The organism is uncultured Turicimonas sp., from assembly GCF_902477955.1.
Lineage (GTDB): Bacteria > Pseudomonadota > Gammaproteobacteria > Burkholderiales > Burkholderiaceae_F > Turicimonas.
In genome coordinates, this window is the sequence record NZ_CABSJB010000002.1 from 41,028 (window position 1) to 58,581 (window position 17,554).

Sequence of the window (17,554 nt, forward strand, 5' to 3'; positions counted from 1 at the left end):
CACAGCGCCTCAGTTCCTAAAGAACTGAGGCGATTTGAGGATCAAACTGGAAAAAGTATATTACCCAAGCAGTTTCTTCACAGTCTTGATATAAATATCCAGGCAGTTTCTGACCTGATATGGATATCCATATTCATTGTCGCCGTGCATATTTCCGCCGGACGGACCGAAGGTCACGACAGGAATTCCCAACGACACAGCCAAAATATTGGAGTCACAAACAGAAGGGTCGTAGGCGCATGGAAGCTTTTCTCCAGTTACTTCAGTAAAACTGTCTTGGAGAGCAAGCACAAGCTCATGATCTTCAGGAATAGCGAAAGATTTCATGTATGGGCTGCTTCTTGGTTTGAGACGCACCTCTACTTTGTCTTTCAGTCCAAGCTTTTCAGCTGCTTCCGTGAGCTGCTTGAGACAGCTTTCTTCGTTCTCTCCGGGGACCACATAGCGGTCAAGGAAGAGCAGAACAGTATCCGGCACCGTCAAAGTCGCGGTAGTGCCCCCTTCAATGTAACGAACACACCAAGTCCCTTTTTCCAGTTTCGGATGGGTTGCCGTGGGAAGGGCTTCGATCGCTTCTGCCATCTTGCCTGCCAGAATAATGGCGTTTTCTCCGCTTTCCGGATATCTGCAAGTGTGGCCGGCTCGGCCATGAACGATAACTTCAAAGCTTAGTCTGCCGCGGAATCCTACCGCCACATTGTCATAGCGGCATTCGGCCATAATGGCGTAATCAGCATGAATATTATCTTCGTCAACCAATTGGTAAGTACCTTTGCTGAGGATTTCTTCGTCGGAAACAAAGCACCCCACCAACTTTCCGGAGAACTCTTCTTTATGGTGTGCGAAGTACTCCAGCGTACAAAGGATATCGGCAAGTCCGCCTTTCATATCCATTGCACCTCGGCCGTAGACCTTATCACCTATTTCAGTCGGTTTAAAAGGGTTGGTATTCCAGTTCTTTAAGTTGACCGCCACTGTGTCGATGTGACCGATCAGCAACATGGTTTTACCCGGTTTTCCGCTATCGAGTTCGCACCAAACGGATGGACGCTGGCGTTCTTTATCATCGGGGAAATAACTGTAATGCGGTTCTATTCCCATTCCTCTCAGAACTTCAGCAACATAATTAGCGGCGTTGATTTCATGACCGTCGACGGAGTCGATGCTGATGAGGTCGTACCATCTCTTAATAACTGTATCCATCATTAATCCTTTGCTAAAGCTGCATTACCGGTTAAAACTTCTTCCTCAAGCTTGGCTTCGTCTTCTTCCATCTTGGCCAAACCGATACCTGTTAAAGCGTAAACGGCAGAGAGAATGATGGAGAGCCAAAGCATCGGAGCAAATGCCATGAATGCAATATTGGCGACGCCGAGTGTGGAAGCCGTGTAAGAACCTGTTGTGGACCAAGGAACCAACGGAGCAAGACCGGTACCTGTATCCAACATCATGCGCATCAAATTCTTACGGTGAAGTTTATATTTCGGGAACATATCCTTTGTCATAGAACCGACAACCGGATAGCTGACATAGTAGGCGCCGGTAATCATGAAGAACAGAGTATGGAGGCACATAACCCCGAAGCACATGATGCGGCCATTCTTTGCAAACTTCGTAACGTAATCCAATAAAACTTGAGCAACGCCTGCCGTTCTCAAAGGAGCCCCGAAGATAGCTGCGGCCATCAACAAACCGATTGTGCTGAGCATACTGGTGAAGCCGCCGCGGTTAAGCATCTTGTCTACAAATGCGGAATCCGTATGGATAGAAAAACCGCTATACATGAAGTTCATGATGCTCTTAAGGGTAACGCCTTGGAGAAGCATGGCAATGAAGGCTGCAACGGCAATACCGGCTACGAAAGTAGGAATAGTCGGTTTTTTCCAAACGATAAGAGCGATAACTACCAATACAGGAAGCAAGGTAATTGGACTCAGAACGAAACTCTTTTCAATAGTATGAAGAATTTCAGAATAAGTAGCGCCTTCCATGGAGCCGGAGGTAAAGCTCAGGCCGTAAACAAAGAAGAAAATCAAGCTGATGATATAAGCCGGACCGGTTGAAATCAAAGAATGTTTGATACCCTCAAGCAATGGAGTATCAGTTACAGTGGCTGTAATAACAGGAGAGTCGCTAAGCGGGGAAATCTTATCACCGAAGAATGCACCGACGCAGACGGCACCGGCAGCTGCTTCAACCGGAACGCCCAGGCCTTCGGCCACGCCCATACAGGCCACGCCGACGGTAGCCAAAGTTCCCCAAGATGTTCCTGCTAAAGTACTCATTAAAGTACAAAGAATACAGGCAACCGGTAAGAAAAGTTCAGGGGTAATGACCTTCATGCCGTAGTAAATCATAACCGGAATAGTACCGGCAGCCATCCAAGCACCGATTAAGACGCCGACTGATAACAGAATTAACATTGCCACCAGCATTGAGGCGATCATATCTTTGATGCCTTTTTGGATCTCGTTGTAGCCAATGCCGAAGGCACAAGCCATCAAGCACATAATGGCACCGTCAACCGCCAAAACAATTCTGGCGTTAACTTTAAGTGTCATCAGGCCAAAGAAAATTATTGCAATTCCAAGAAATAGCATTGACATAGCCTGCCAAGGGGCTAGTTGCTTGCTTTCAGAGTTAGCCATTTGTTCCTCCAGGGACACTAAATATTTATTTCACAGGATTGAGCCTTCCGGTCTCAACATAGTTAATGTGTCTCTGCGAGTTAGGATGAGGTATATCTGTTGAGTTCCGGTAGCGCTCCACTAAAAAGTGACAGTCCGCAAGATGTTTTCTTACGGCCCAGCGTCATTACCTCCGGAGCAGATAATGAAACTTCGGCGGGTTTTCCTTTCTGCATCTCTCAATTCTCCGAGAAGAGATACATACTGATAAAAACCGCTCCTCTACCTTTACTGATAATCCTATTCCTAAAATGTAAAGAAAAATTACTTTCTAGGAACTATCGATCTACTTATTTTCCCGAACCTTTCTTTGGTTATAGGTCCTGAAGCCGTTGGGTGATTTGAAAATTGAATACAAATTCAAAAGGCGCCTTTAACGAACTTACCTTTCTTTTGAATAGGTTAACTTTTGCGCCTTCTCCAAAACAGATAAGCTCCGCAGCCGATAAATAAGCCCAGGAAACCGGCGGGGAAAACCCACAGAGCTATCGTGGAACCATTCATCTCCGGAGCATAACGAATCTGTTGCCCATACTTATCTGCAAAGATTTTTAGGATTTCTTCTTTTGTTTTGCCTTCCTTTAGAAGCTGAAAAATCTCAGCCTTCATTCTTGAGGCCTGCGGCAATTCGGATTCATATAAATTCTGATTTATAGAATCAGGGCAACGCAGTTCTTTAGAAATTTGGATTGCTTCTTGTGTTATGGAAGAATTGCTTTGGGCCCAAGCTGCTGAGAGGACTGCACAGAAGAAAGCGCATCCAAGGAACCACTTTTTAAACATTTTTTCTCCTGCGGACAAAAAAGAAAATAGAAGACAACAGCATGATGCAGCCGCCAAGCCAAATCCAGCTGACAAGAGGCTTGATGCTTATTCGTACCAGATAATCCGTCGAGCTTAATTTATTTCCCATCGACACATACAAATCGCGGAAGAACCCGTGAGAAATACCTGCCGCCGTCATTTGCATACCATTACTCTTGAATGTTTGTCTCTGCGGGTAAAGCTCGGTCAGAACCTCTTCCTTATCATTAAGAACCATCACATGGCCTTCATCGGCATAGAAAGATGGGTAATCAACTTTAGCCGTACGATCGTAGACGAAGATTAAATCGCCTAACGGACGTCCGTATCCCGGGCCCATCCTCACGACAGCTTCTTGTTGGTATTGAGTATCCCCGACTACACCCAAGATGCTGACTGCAATACCGAAATGCGCAACCAAAGCGAACCAATTGATTTTGTTTTTATGTTGAATAATCCTGCAGATGCCCGAAAGCACGATGGCCGAAGCACTAAAGACACCTAAGGCTGTATAAACGGGAGAATTGTTTGCCGTCATAAATCCGCAATAACAGGCTATGGCAATGCTCCAGCAAACAACACCGGTCCATATCGGCCAGCGTGAATATCTGAGCTGCGCAGCGCTAATCAGAATCGCTGCCAACACAACCATCGGAACGAAAATACTATTGAAGTAGGGTGCTCCAATGCTTAGAGAACCATTCCAAATAGCTTGATAAATCAACGGATAAAGAGTCCCGAAGAGAATGCACAGGGAGCTGAAAACCAATAGTAGAACACCAAAAATGACACTGATTTCAGCGATGGTAAATGAACTGTCTTTTGGCTCGCTGACTTTATTGAATTTGGCCGCAAAATAGAAAATAGCCGGAAGCACAATCAATGCCAAGATACAAAGCAAGAAATTTCCGCGATTAGGATCGGACGCGAAAGCGTGGACTGACTGAATTACTCCGGAACGCACGATAAACGTACCGATTAGACAAAACGCAAATCCAAAAATAGAACAGGCAATTACAGTTCTTAATAACTTCTGGTTATATCTCAAAAGAAGCAGCGCATGGAGTTGTCCGGTCATCAGCAGCCATGGAATGAAAGAAGAGTTCTCAACCGGATCCCAGAACCACCAGCCGCCCCAACCTAATTCGTTGTAAGCCCACCAAGATCCGAGCATATTTCCTGCTGTCAGGAAGAGCCAAGTAATCACTGATACTGTCGTCAGGGAAGATACTTCCTGGCTTGAAAGCTTTCCTTTAACCAATCCTGCGATACCAAGGCAGAACACTAAAGCAAGACCTGCGTAGCCAAGGAACAAAAGAGGCGGATGGAAGATCATTCCGACATCTTGAAGAATAGGATTCAGATCTTTACCGTCCAAAGGATAAAAAGGCAGATTTCTAGCAAAAGGATTCGATGTAAAAATTAAGAATAGGCCGAGCAAACCAATGATACCGAGCATGGCTGCAAAGACTTTAGATTTAAAGTTTGCATCATCTTTTGAAAAAATACCGTAACAAAGACTCCACGCACAGATTGTCCAAATCCATAGAAGCATTGAGCCTTCATGACTGCCCCAAATCGCAGAGACTTTATAAAAATCCGGCAAAGACCTATTGGAGTGATTTGCGACATAGGCGATTGAAAAATCATTGGTCAAAAAAGCATAACCGAGAAGCAGCAAAGCTGCCGTAAAACCTAAAAAAGTCACCAGCATCGTCGGTTTCCAAAACCCCGTCCAGAACTGGTCCTGCTTTCCCGCTCCCACGGCAATGGGAATAAAACTAATCACCGCACAGAAAGAGGCGAGGACTAAAACAAAACTTCCTAACTCACCTATCACGTTACTCACCTTTTCTTGTCGATGTTGATTGATTTTGCTGCGCTTTCAGACGCTGCTCTGCGTTAGCAATGGCAGTACGAATTAGTTTTTCCTGCATAGGAGCATTACCGGCTTCAAGGACACTTCTCCAGTAACCGATAGCTTTTTCATAATCTTTTTTTCTGAAGGCATCTTCGGCCAAGAACATTTTGACTGACGGTTCTCTCGGATTGAGTCTCAAGGCGCTCTGTACTTCTTCTTCCACTTCCGGAGTCAGTTTTTTACCGTCGCGATAATAGAGAGCTTTGGCTTTCAATGCATAAAGAGAAGGATCCTGCTTCCTGATTTCCAGCAAAGAATTAATATTCTTAATTGCCTCTCCAAACTGGCCTGCCTCCATATACAAGGAGATAAGTTTTCTTCTCTCTACCATATCGTTGGGAGATTCTTGAAGAAGCTGTCGGGCTTCTGTAATTTTTGCGGCAAGCCGCGGATCTTGATCAACGTCTACTTGAGCAGTTTGCCAATCGTAGAATCTGCCGATTTTTAGATATGCTGCGCCGGAGGTTCCAACCAACGCAATAAGGAATAATAGAAAAGAAAGAGACAAGACGGCTTTATTCTTTTGAGTGCAAGCATAAAAAATAAAAATTGCCAACACAAAAGTGACGATGAACCCGATACTTAATACGAGCGGATTGAGCATAACTATTCAATGAACGATGCAGAGCTGCATCTTCTTAATCTGTTTCACACGAGAAAGCTCAGAGCCTTCTCTCTCCAATTTTGTTCCGAATTCGCCATTCTATAGAACGAATCTTATTGAAATCTTTTGAAAATACCACTTCCGTAGTAGTTACAACTTTTTCTAGCCTTTCTCTCCGAGCGAGCTTGTATTAATTTTTTTGATACCTCTCTATAAAGAATCTGAATTCCAATTGTCGAGAAATGGCTAATCGGCCACAATGACTTCAACATTTACTTCAACCTCAACTTAAGGAAAGAAATATGATTCAAGGAAACAACCGCGGAAAAATCAAACAGCCTCCAGCCGCTGAAGTAGTCAAGTACATGATTAATCCGACCATTAATGAAGAAGAACAAGTCCGTTCCTTCCAAAACTACGTTGAATGCAATAAGGCTCACGTTTTGATGCTGGAAAAGCAAGGAATCATCAAACCGGAAGTTGCTGCTAAGATTCTTGAAGTTGCCGAAGAAATGACAGCAATGGGCCCTACTCCTTCCTTTGAGCTTCGTCCGGAACTCGAAGAGATGTATTTCAATCTCGAGAACTACTTAATCGGTAAAGTCGGAATTGAAATCGGCGGTCAGCAGCACACAGCTCGTTCTCGTAATGACCTTTACGCAACCGTATGCCGTATGGATGTGCGCGTCTTGTATCTAGAAATCTGCAAGTTGTTCAACAAGATGAGAAGAACCATCCTTACAGTTGCACGTAATAACTTTGACGCAGTGATGGCTGGCTATACTCATTTGCAGCCTTCTGAACCGATTACATTTGCTCAGTATTGCTCAGCGATTCTCAATGCAATGGATAGAGACTACGCCAGAATTGAAACCGCTTGGAAGCAATTGAATATTTGTCCGCTTGGAGGCGGTTCCATGGGTTCAACAACTTGGCATATCGACAGAGAATTTACCGCTCGTCTGCTTGGTTTTGACGCCCCAATCGACAACTCTATCGACAGCGTAGGATCCCGCGACTACATCTTGGAAATCTTGAGTGCCTTCGGCATCGCAGCAAACACTTTCACACGTATGTGCCAAGACTTATATGTCTGGGCCACACCTGACTACGGATACGTTGAAGTAGCCGATGAGGTTGCAGTCTGCTCCTCCATCATGCCTCAGAAGAAGAATCCTTGGACTTTGGAACACATCAAAGGTAAAGCTTCCAATGTTGAAGGGTGCTGCATCGCCACTTGGATGGTAATGAAAAATACCCCTTACACTCACAACAATGAGGCCAACGGTGAAGGCCCAACAATGATGTGGACAGCATTTGCCGAAATGAAGGCTTGTATTGAATTGTTGGCCGTTACGATGCGCGGCATCAAGCTCAACAAAGAGTTGATGGTCAAAACCGCTTCCAACAACTTCTGCACGATGGCTGAATTGGCAAATACACTCGTCCGTGCTGATCACATCTCTTTCAGAACAGCCCACGATATCGTTGCTCACGTTGTTAACCATATGTTGGAAAACAACAAGAAAGCCAGTGAAATTGACCGTTCAGTTATTGTCCCGATTGCAAAAGAGCTCTTCAATATTGACTCTCAAGTCACTGACGAAGAAATTCAGCTCGGATTGGATCCGGTTAAGAACGCCAACTCTAAGTCCAGTCAAGGCGGTTCAGCACCTGAGGAAGTAGCCCGTCAATTAGACAGACTCGAAAGACTCATTGAAGCAAGCGAAGTGAAAGTTGTCGAAAGAACTCATCAGCTTGCTGACGCTAAGGTAGAGACTGAAAGACTGATACAGTCACTTTTTGCTCGAGTGTAAACTAGACCGTAACAAAGCCGTCTCTATGGCGGCTTTTTTCTTCTAACTTCCTTTTAAGTTCACTGCATGGCAGAAATATCTAGTTTTTTATCCGACGTTGCTTCATCAGCCCCGGCTCCGGGAGGCGGATCCTGTTCCGCTATTGCACTGGCACAGGCAGCTGCGTTAATCAGCAAGGTAATGTCCTTAAGCATGAAGGATGCTTCCGAAAAGCAAAAAGAAAACTATGCTGAATCGCTAAAGACTCTGGAGAAAATGCGGGAGCTCCTAATAGGACTAGCCGACAAAGATTCCCAAATTTTCTTAGATTTAATTGTTGCATTTCGGCTTCCAAAAAATAGTCCCGCAGAAATCGAGAAGAGACGAATTGAAATTCGCACTAGGTACTCTGAAGCCGCTGAGTCGCCTCTCAACATGATTAAGGCCGCCTTCCCTCTCAGAACCGACATTATTGCTCTGATGCACGATGGAAATCAGAACGCCTTGTCTGACACACTCTGTGCGGCAAAACTTTTTGAAGCAGGCATACAAGGAGCTCTTTTTAATCTCAAAATTAACATTCCGCATCTCTCGAGTGAAGAGGAACAAACCAACCTGGAAAAAGTTTGTTCGGAGTATCAAAGCGGTTTAAATGAGTTTTCCGCGGAAGCAGAGGAATTTGCGAAACAACAAAATTATCTTTAAATCTTCTTCTCAAGGAGTACAAATGAACAAAATTATTGAATGCATTCCGAACTTCAGCGAGGGAAAAAGGCAAGACGTTATAGACGCCATCAGCAATGCTGCAAACTCCGTTCCGGGAGCCAAGTTAATTAACGTTAATGTCGATCCAAGCTACAACCGTTGTGTCCACACGATCGTCGGAGAACCTGAGGCAGTCCTTGAAGCCACCTTCCGAGCCTGTCAAGTTGCGGTTGAAAAAATTGACATGAATTGCCATCACGGAGAACATCCAAGAATCGGCGCCATTGATGCCTCTCCTATTGTTCCGGTTGAAAACGTTACTATTGAGGAATGCGTTGAATACGCAAATCGTTTGGGTGAACGCATTTTCCGCGAATTGGAAGTACCGGTATATCTCTACGAAAAAGCAGCAAAAAAGGAAGAAAGAATAAAGCTGCAGAACATTCGCCATCCTGAGTACGAAGGACTTCAGCAACTCATCACTCAGCCGGAATGGCTTCCGGATTATGGAGAAGCAAAACTGCATCCTACCGCCGGCGCAATGCCGCTTGGAGTCAGAGGACCGCTTGTTGCTTTCAACATCAGCCTCAACACCACAGACGTCAAAATCGCCAAAAAGATTGCTCAGTGCATCAGAGAAGCAAAAGGTGCTTTTGCAGAGGCTCGTGCTATTGGTGTTTTTGTTGAAGAAAAACAGTGTGTTCAGGTCAGCTGCATGATCAATCACAAGATTGTTCCACTTTACCGAATCATCGAACTAGTCAGAATGGAAGCACGAAGATATGGTTTGTCCATTATTGGAACAGAAGTTTGCGGCATGATTTCCAAAGAAGCCTTAATGGATTCTTGCGCTTACTATATGCAGTTAGAAGGCTTCGATCCTAAAGCCCAAATCTTGGAAGACCAACTATAGAGAGATTTCCTATGTATCAAATCTATTTTCCGACTGATTTATATTTCGGCGCCGGCGCCCTAAAAGAACTTCACAAAATCAAGATGCCCGGAAAGAAGGCTCTTGTTGTCACCACTTCCGGTAAGAGCATAAAACGTTTCGGATATTTGGCGGAACTGGAAAAACAACTTAAAGAACAAAACGTTGAATTTTCTCTCTTTGACAAAATTCTGCCAAACCCGACTAAAGCCAGCATTATGGAAGCAGCTGCCCAAGCAAAAGCCGAGGGATGTGATTTCATCATCGGCTTCGGAGGTGGCTCTCCAATGGACTCAGCCAAAGTTATTGCTCTGATGGCAACAAACCCCGGAGATCTCTGGGATTATTGTCTCCGCGGCACGGGGAAAGGACAACCGATTCAGAAGGCTCCTCTTCCCATCGTCTGTATTTCCACGACTGCGGGTACAGGATCGGAAGCCGACTGCAGCGGCATGGTCAACAATACGGATACCAACGAAAAATTCGGGATAGGAGATGTCTCCATGTTCCCGACCATTTCAGTGGTGGATCCTGAATTAATGGTCTCGGTTCCGCCGGTTCAAACCGCTTATCAAGGTTTAGACGCTTTCTTCCATTGTGCAGAGGGATATATCTCCAAAAAGGCAAATTTATTCAATGAGATGTTTGCAATTACAGCCATTGAAAACGTCGGAAAATATCTCGTTAAAGCCTACAGAGACGGCAGCAATTTGGAAGCAAGAGAGCATATGGCCTTTGCTAACACTCTTGGCGGCCTCGTCATGACGACAGGCAAGCTCACAAGCCAGCATTCTCTGGAACACGTAATGAGTGCTTTCCACCCCGACCTTCCGCATGGTGCAGGATTGATTTTGATTTGCCGTGCTTACTTCGGCCATTTTGTACGTAAGGGGGATGAGTCTCAGAAGTTTATCAATATGGCAAGAGCGTTAGGCAATCCGACAGCCGACAAGCCGGAGGACTTCCTTGTTGTGCTCGATAAACTTCTTGACGACTGCGGCGTAGGTCAACTGAAGATGAGTGACTTTGGAATCACAAAAGAAGAGCTTCCTATTTTTTCTCGCGAAGCGAAGAAGGTCTTTGAACAACTGTTCTACAACGATCCTTCTATGCTTTCCGAGGAAGATTGCTTAAAGATCTACGAAGAGTCTTACCAGTAGAAAAAAATCATTTGAGAGAGATGTAGGTCCATCCTACATCTCCCGACTGACAGGATAGAGAAGCCAGTATTCATCAAAAAGGTGAGTATTATCCTAGCTTGTTGAAAATTGAGCTCCAATTGGATGACAAGTTTTTAATCTCTTGCAGTCAAACGACGCCACAAAACCTCACCTCTGCAGAGAAAAAAATCACCACAGATATTCAAAAACGCCGCTGAAAGGATGCGGCGTTTTTAAATTTTACCTAAGCGAAAACTTTCTTTAGATGCTCCTTGAAACGCTGTCTATCCTCTTCAAAGGTAGGATTTTTATCAACGTCATTAGCCATAAAACTTGGCATTGGTTTCATTCCCAAAAATTGGAAAGCTTTATGAACTGGTAGAAGGACACCGTCAATACCAACACCTCCGAAAAAATCATCTTTTCTCTCAAAAGCGGCTTTAGGAGCATTCCAAGTAGAACTAAGCATGTATTTCTTGTCGGTAAAAATTCCTCCGGTGCCATAACCTATTGAAGGATCGGCATGATGCCGACCATCATTTTTCACAATACCCGGCTGAATGAAAACTTCATCCTGGTATTTCTTAAATTGCCAGGGAGGACTCATCCACCAGGCTGGAGTCTGAACAATAATCGAATCTGCCCACTGGATCTTTTCGACTTCTTCAGATATTTCCCAAGAACCACCTACCAACGTAATCTGAACCTCGTGACCCATTTTCTGAAGTTCTTTCATAGCTAAGTCGGAGTAGTAGTGATTGAGGTTCCCTCCTCTGCCAAAAATTTGGCAACCGCAATCAAGAATAAGTACTTTTTTCTTTGACATAACGCTGTCCTCATAAAGGATAAATGCTGTAAAACTTTCTCAAGTAGTCTCTTATTAAGCGGAAATAAAAGAAGTAAGCTACTTGTTGGACGTATGAAAGGAACTGTATAGAAAAACTTATTTTTTTTTAAAAACAATAAAAAAAAATAATCATTCAGAATAAAAAAAATCACTTCCACAATTCTTAAATGCTGTACCAGAACAATTAAAAGAAGATCAGGACTTGCTTACATGCTGATACTTCAAGGTAACGAAGTGGGGAGGGAGAGAGAAAGCTTTGTGATTCTTAAGATGAAGATGTTTTTTAACTTCACAAAACGCCTTGAATATTCAAAGGAGCATGGCTGTCGCGGGCACTGTTTTTATAGGAGAATCGGTCAAAAAAACGCGGTATTAATTTTTATTCATGTTCACCAGTAGATGGTGAAGACAGTTATGGCAGGGATGCGTTAAGCACTCCTGCCCTTGGTCTGATTATCTGAATTTAACTATTTTTGGATTAATTCTGCCGCGCTCTGACCAGCGATCCTTCCAAACGTAATGGTTTCAGAAATCGAGTTGCCGCCTAATCTATTTTTACCATGAACCCCTCCGGTTACTTCGCCGGCTGCGAAAAGTCCATTAATAGGCTTTCCGTCTTTATTCACAACTCTAGAGTTTTTATCGATTTTTAAACCGCCCATGTAGTAGTGGATCGCAGGAGTAATCTCGATAGCATAGTATTTAGGCTGTCCAATTTTGACAGAGATTCCTGGTCTGTTGAAATCAGGATCTTTTCCTGAGTCTGCATACTTATTGTATTGTTCGATAGTCTTGACTAGGTTGTCAGGATTTATGCCTGTATTCTTTGCCAACTCTGCCAAAGAGTTGCCTTCTTTTGCCAGACCGAGCTCAAAAGCGGCTCCCAATTGTTTGACCTTATCACGTATTCCTTGGTCAAAGATTTCATAAGCAACGCCACCGGTTTGCTTAGACACTGCAGCACTCGTTACGTCCCGAGTAGTCAGCTCGCTAATGAAACGTTTTCCTTCTTTATTAACGAAGACAGCTCCAGCACCACGAACAATTTCGGAGACGATCACCGGAGAGCCGACAAGCAATGTTGGGTTCAACTGGATTTCCTTAACATCCACAACGTCAGCACCGATCTTTTGGGCCAGCAACATGCCGTCACCTTGGCTTCCGGGCTGATTAGATGTTTTGATATCTTTGCTGATATCCGAGCGCAGGGCCTGAACTAAGTCAGCGTTGGCACCGATTCCTCCGGTTGCGAGGATAACGGCTTTAGCATCAATTCTGTATATGCCGGAATGTTTACCTTTTACCAATGCCTCAACCACATTACCGGACTTGTCAGTAATCAGTTTTACAAGTTTGGAGTTCAAACGGAGGTCAAGACCGGTTTCTTCGGCCTTATCCCTAAAGAATTTCGAAAGGTAAGGGCCGACAAAAGCACCACCTGCAGGCCCGTGCATTCTGGCAGCAGAAGATCCACCTCCGCGCCCAACGTTACTCAAAACAGCGCCTTTTTGTGCCAACCATTCAATAGACGCATTGCTTTGTTCTGCTAGGATTTTTGCCAAGTCCGGATTAGAGGCGTTCTTACCGCCTTTCATCGTATCTTTAAACATCAATTCAGAATTGTCTTCAATGCCTTTTTCTTTCTGGAATTTGGTTCCCGCAGCGTTCATACCGCCTGCCGCAAGTTGACTATTTCCGCCCGGAATCGCCATTTTTTCGATCATTATGATGTCTTTTATTCCGGCATCCCGAGCAGTCATAGCTGCTACAAAACCAGCTGCACCGGACCCAACTACCAATAATTGAGTCTTTTCAACTTTTGTGGGTGCGGCATTGTCGTATTTAGCAAGATCTTCTTTAAAGTTCGGTTGATTTGCACCTTTTCCCTGTTTCATTGTTTTCATTGACGGAAAATCATGACAATTGGTGCAGTATGCAACACTGGGCTCGTGACCTGAATGGCATGCAGTGCATTGAATTTTGCCTAAATGGCTCTTATGCGGATTCGGGTTCTGCGATTGTGTTTTCGTGGCTAATGCATCCAGATCACCGTGACAAGATGTGCACTTCTGATTAATCTCTTTTTCTCCATCAGTAACTTCAGACGGATGGCAAGAAACGCACTGGAGACCCATTTTTTGATGAGTACCAGCGAGATAGTCGGATTTTGGTGATGCGGCAAATGTTTTTGTTTGAGCATCGGAAAAACCAGCAGCAAAAGCGGCTGTTGATAAGGCAGCAAGCAACGGAAGTGAAAGTACCAAAGTTTTTATTTTGAACTTACTCATTATTATCTCCTGGGAAAAGACTTCTTCATTATTTGAGATAAGAGAGTAAAAATCTATTTTGTTTTTACTTAGTCCTTGTTAGGATATTCCTAACGCTAGACTATTCCATTGATAGACAACTACCCATGCGAGATAGTGATGCTTCATTTTGATTTAAACGACCTTTCTCTTTTTCTAACAATTGCCAATCAAGGGAACCTAACTAAGGGGGCTGAAAACTTTGGCTTGTCAGCGCCGTCCGCCTCTTCAAGAATCAAAAAATTAGAAGACGCATTTCAGACCGTACTGTTAAAGAGGTCGACAAAAGGTGTCGAAACGACAGAAGCCGGAGATCTGGTTTATGAATCCGCCCGGAAAATCATGTGGGAATTAGATGCTCTCAAGTCGTCGATAAAGCCGTATGTGAGAAAAACTGCAGGCTATATCAAAGTCCATGCAAATTACGGCGCAGCATTGGACTTTCTTCCTAAAGAAATAGGTAATTTTTTACAGTTTTATCCTTACGTTAAGTTCGAACTCGTTCAGCAGCCTTCACCAAGAGTTGTTGACTCGGTACTTTCCGGAGAAGCGGACATAGGCGTCTGCGCCTACGATGGGATGAAAAAAGGAGTTATGTCCTTTCCATACAAAGAAGATGAGCTTGTCGTAATCGCCCCATTAGGCCATGTCCTTTCGAAGTACAAACAAGTCTGTTTTGATGAAACGCTGCACTTCCCCTTTGTCGCATTAACCACCGGAAGCGCAATGCAAAGGTTTGTCCAAGACAATGCTCAAAAGATCGGAAAAAGGCTAAAAATCAAGGTTCAAGTAGATAACCCGGAAATACTAATTGATCTAGTGTCCTCAGGAATTGGGATAGGAATTATTCTGAAAAAATCTTTAGAAAAGGCCGACTGCTCAAAGCTTACTTTGATTAAGTTAAAAGATGACTGGGCAAAAAGGCATCTAAAAGTTTTTATAGCCGAGAAAGTCCTTAAAGAAAACCCAGAACTTGTAGCATTTAAAGATTTTCTACTCCAGGCAGCTCCGCGCCCTCAGTAGCTACATGCGAATTCGGGCTGTTCTTTACAAACATAGTTGTCGGAGGACAGGGAACCGTAGCCTTCTCCGCATTTCTCGTCGAAGGCTTGTTAAGTCACTATTTAAGAATTTTCCTATCTTACATACACATGGCCAAGCAACTCGGGGAATTCTTTTTCAAATGAATGGAAGAGCTTCTCGGTAAGCGCATTTTTTATTTCTCCTGCTAGAAGCTCTGCAATTGGAGAATATATCTCATCGTAATAATTAATAAAAAATGTCCTGGTGGCCTTATTCGTCATAAACGGAATCAGTTTGAGATTATTCTTAAATAAACGAGTGCTCCATAATGCGAGAGCCGGTTGAATAGACCAACCATTCCCTTGACTGATAATGTCCATCATTCCTGACTTGGACCCAAAAGAAATCTTTCTTGTCTCTTTTAACCCAAGTGTTCTATAAATACGTTCGACTTGAAAAAAGTCCATCGTATCGGGTGGAAATCCGAGGAAAGACAAATTTTCTAAATGAGGTTTGACCGCCTCAATGGAACCGCCTTTGAACTCCGGCCTGTTCGGAACGACTAAGAGGAATTCTTCCGAAAACAAAGGAGCCGACAAAATATTCTTTTCCTTTGTCAGAGGATCCGTGCAAAGAGCAATATCAATTGCCTTCTTTTTCAGCAAATCCGCAACATACGGAGAGGTTCCGGACGTAATAAACAAAGACTCCGTTGCCTTCCTTAGATCCTCGAACACATACGGTATTAGATTTGCCGCGATTCCATCGGAACATCCCATCCTCAAATCTAAGTCTCCGCAACTTCCGGCAAGTGATATATTTTCAGCCAACCGAGTAATTTCTTTGATTAGACAGGGACCGCGGTTATATAAGGCACGTCCGGCCTTAGTTAGTCTCATAGGCCGTGTTTCACGTGTAAAAAGTTCGACACCAAGGTTCATTTCCATTTTCTTAATAACACTGGAAATGGCAGGTTGAGTTAGGCCTAAAGTTTCTGCAGCTCTGGTCATACTACCATCGGCTGCAACTTCAAGGAAAATTTTAATCGAGGATATCTCTAAGGGAGAGTCGAGCATATGCAGTCCTATCAAGAGAGAACTTAACGGCAGACCATAAGTTTTTTTAATAGTTATCGTTTAACTTGGTTTATTTTAGTCGCTTTCCTATCTGCCTCGTATCACAATGTCATCATGGATTCAACCTCAAAAATCCTCATCAAACATCAACCCAAAGGAAAAAATAATGGCAACAAGAATCGAGCGAGATTGTCTCGGCGAAATGGAAATTCCTGACGATTTGTATTATGGCATTCAAACTACCCGTGTTATGGGAGTTTCTGGAGTCCTCGGAGAAAAAGTCATCAAATATCCATATCTTCACAGAGCTCTCACTCAAATGAAGAAAGCTGCTGCCTTAGCCAATGCAGAAATCGGGGCTCTCTCTCCAGAAATTGCTCAGGCTATTGCATGGGCCTGTGACCAAGTTCTCACGGGCAAGTATGACGATCAATTCCCCCTCGACATGTTCCAAGGCGGCGGCTATACCTGCGTCAACATGAACATTAACGAGGTCGTAGGAAATTTAGCAAATGAACACCTGACAGGTCATAAAGGCCAGGATAAAGTTCACCCAAATACTCATGTCAACATGGGTCAGTCAACAAACGATGTGGTCACCTCCGCCGAACATCTTTGTATTTATCCAGCTCTGGATTTACTTGCTCCTGAACTCGACAAACTTGCTGACGCATTCCAGCGTAAAGCAGATGAATTTGCTGATGTCGTTAAAGTTGGAAGAACTTGTCTTCAAGACGCAGTTCCTCTTACTCTCGGCCAAGAATTTGGGGGCTATGCTGAATTCTGCAGACGACAAGCCGCCAATATCCGCGGTCTTAGAGATGAATGTTTTGAATTGATTGTTGGTGCTACTGCCGTAGGTACAGGGATGGGAGCAGCTCCGGGATATCAAGAAGCATTCTACAAACATCTTTCCGCACAGCTTGGCGAAAATGTCAGAAGTACAAAGAACCTCTTCGACGGAATGCAAAACGATGACTTCTGCGTGAAGGTCTCTGCTGCGGTTAAACAAGCGGCATGTGGTATTTCTAAAATTGCCAAAGACTTACGTATTATGAGCTCCGGTCCTCGTGCCGGCTTTGGCGAAATTACCCTACCCTCCCTTTCTCCGGGTTCTTCTATTATGCCGGGCAAGATCAATCCGATTCTTCCGGAACTGGTCTCTCAAGTTGCGCAGCAAACCTGCGGCAATGATGTAGTCATCAGCATGGCTTTTGAGCAGGGCGAATTAGAAATCAGCGTTTGGGCACCGACTCTTTACAAGAACTTATTCGAATCTTTCGACCTTCTTACTAAAGTCATTCCGCTGTTCATCGAAAAATGCATCAACGGTATTGAAGCAAATCGTGAACGCTGCAGTAAAGAAGCAAGAGAGACTATTGCTCTTTCTACCGTAGTCGCTGCAACTCTCGGCTATCCGGAAGGCGTTAAAGTTTCTCACTATGCTCAAGAGCATAACCTTGCTGTCGCGGACGCTGTGTTGGAAATGGGCATTATGACCAAAGAAGAAGCAGATCTGCTCTTGGATCCGGCACTCTTGGTAGACCCAGCCCGGATGTCTGAAGCCATCGCTAAGTGGAAGAAGCAAAAAGGAAAACTGTAAAAAATTTCCCTCCCTGAAGTTTTGACTTATTTACATAAGTCCTCCATCCTTCGAGAGCCCGATGAACTCTCGAAGGCTTTTTTATTTGTCT

General features: G+C 44.1%; 14 protein-coding genes and 1 riboswitch. Of the genes, 6 read left to right on the top strand and 8 right to left on the bottom strand.

From position 1 onward, the window contains the following. Positions 1-60: 60 nt before the first annotated feature. The 5 genes from RDK53_RS01065 to RDK53_RS01085 all read right to left on the bottom strand — a co-directional run bounded on the left by RDK53_RS01065 (position 61) and on the right by RDK53_RS01085 (position 6,016). Positions 61-1,206, bottom strand: coding sequence for a M20/M25/M40 family metallo-hydrolase (locus tag RDK53_RS01065; protein ID WP_308512884.1), 1,146 nt, complete (start codon positions 1,204-1,206; stop codon positions 61-63). Beyond that, positions 1,206-2,648: a Na+/H+ antiporter NhaC gene (gene nhaC, locus RDK53_RS01070; protein ID WP_308512885.1), complete on the bottom strand. Its 1,443-nt coding sequence runs from the start codon at positions 2,646-2,648 to the stop codon at positions 1,206-1,208. Before nhaC ends, RDK53_RS01065 begins: the two co-directional genes overlap by 1 nt. Before the next feature lie 102 nt (positions 2,649-2,750). Continuing rightward, a riboswitch (Lysine riboswitch) is annotated at positions 2,751-2,920 on the bottom strand. Between the two features lie 169 nt (positions 2,921-3,089). Continuing rightward, positions 3,090-3,470: a cytochrome c-type biogenesis protein CcmH gene (locus RDK53_RS01075; RefSeq protein WP_308512886.1), complete on the bottom strand. Its 381-nt coding sequence runs from the start codon at positions 3,468-3,470 to the stop codon at positions 3,090-3,092. After that, entirely contained in the window at positions 3,463-5,331 is a 1,869-nt protein-coding gene (locus tag RDK53_RS01080) for a heme lyase NrfEFG subunit NrfE (protein WP_308512887.1), read from the bottom strand. The genes RDK53_RS01075 and RDK53_RS01080 overlap by 8 nt, the downstream gene beginning before the upstream one ends. 1 nt (position 5,332) lies before the next feature. Next, positions 5,333-6,016: a nitrite reductase gene (locus tag RDK53_RS01085; RefSeq protein ID WP_308512888.1), complete on the bottom strand. Its 684-nt coding sequence runs from the start codon at positions 6,014-6,016 to the stop codon at positions 5,333-5,335. Between the two features lie 302 nt (positions 6,017-6,318). Here RDK53_RS01085 and argH point away from each other — a divergent pair, with 302 nt between their 5' ends. The 4 genes from argH to RDK53_RS01105 all read left to right on the top strand — a co-directional run bounded on the left by argH (position 6,319) and on the right by RDK53_RS01105 (position 10,608). After that, complete coding sequence (argH, locus tag RDK53_RS01090; RefSeq protein WP_308512889.1) at positions 6,319-7,833, top strand: argininosuccinate lyase; 1,515 nt, start codon at positions 6,319-6,321, stop codon at positions 7,831-7,833. A gap of 66 nt (positions 7,834-7,899) precedes the next feature. Further along, on the top strand, positions 7,900-8,517 hold the full coding sequence (locus RDK53_RS01095; RefSeq protein ID WP_308512890.1) for a cyclodeaminase/cyclohydrolase family protein: 618 nt from the start codon (positions 7,900-7,902) through the stop codon (positions 8,515-8,517). A gap of 22 nt (positions 8,518-8,539) precedes the next feature. Next, positions 8,540-9,430, top strand: a complete 891-nt coding sequence (ftcD, locus tag RDK53_RS01100) for a glutamate formimidoyltransferase (protein ID WP_308512891.1) — start codon at positions 8,540-8,542, stop codon at positions 9,428-9,430. Between the two features lie 11 nt (positions 9,431-9,441). Continuing rightward, positions 9,442-10,608, top strand: a complete 1,167-nt coding sequence (locus RDK53_RS01105; protein WP_308512892.1) for an iron-containing alcohol dehydrogenase — start codon at positions 9,442-9,444, stop codon at positions 10,606-10,608. A gap of 244 nt (positions 10,609-10,852) precedes the next feature. Here RDK53_RS01105 and RDK53_RS01110 read toward each other — a convergent pair whose 3' ends face one another. Continuing rightward, a complete protein-coding gene (locus RDK53_RS01110; protein ID WP_308512893.1) occupies positions 10,853-11,434 on the bottom strand; it encodes an NAD(P)H-dependent oxidoreductase in 582 nt (193 codons plus the stop codon). A 488-nt stretch (positions 11,435-11,922) separates the two neighbouring features. Continuing rightward, the gene (locus RDK53_RS01115; protein ID WP_308512894.1) at positions 11,923-13,743 is read right to left on the bottom strand and encodes a flavocytochrome c; all 1,821 of its coding nucleotides are present in this window, start codon (positions 13,741-13,743) and stop codon (positions 11,923-11,925) included. Positions 13,744-13,881: 138 nt separating this feature from the next. Between RDK53_RS01115 and RDK53_RS01120 the strand changes: the two genes are divergently transcribed. Next, a complete protein-coding gene (locus RDK53_RS01120) occupies positions 13,882-14,784 on the top strand; it encodes a LysR family transcriptional regulator (protein ID WP_308512895.1) in 903 nt (300 codons plus the stop codon). Positions 14,785-14,897: 113 nt separating this feature from the next. On the opposite strand, the gene RDK53_RS01125 is transcribed toward RDK53_RS01120, so the two are convergent. After that, a complete protein-coding gene (locus tag RDK53_RS01125; protein WP_308512896.1) occupies positions 14,898-15,860 on the bottom strand; it encodes a LysR family transcriptional regulator in 963 nt (320 codons plus the stop codon). 166 nt (positions 15,861-16,026) lie between these two features. Here RDK53_RS01125 and RDK53_RS01130 point away from each other — a divergent pair, with 166 nt between their 5' ends. Then, a complete protein-coding gene (locus RDK53_RS01130) occupies positions 16,027-17,463 on the top strand; it encodes an aspartate ammonia-lyase (protein WP_282163420.1) in 1,437 nt (478 codons plus the stop codon). Positions 17,464-17,554 lie beyond the last annotated feature (91 nt).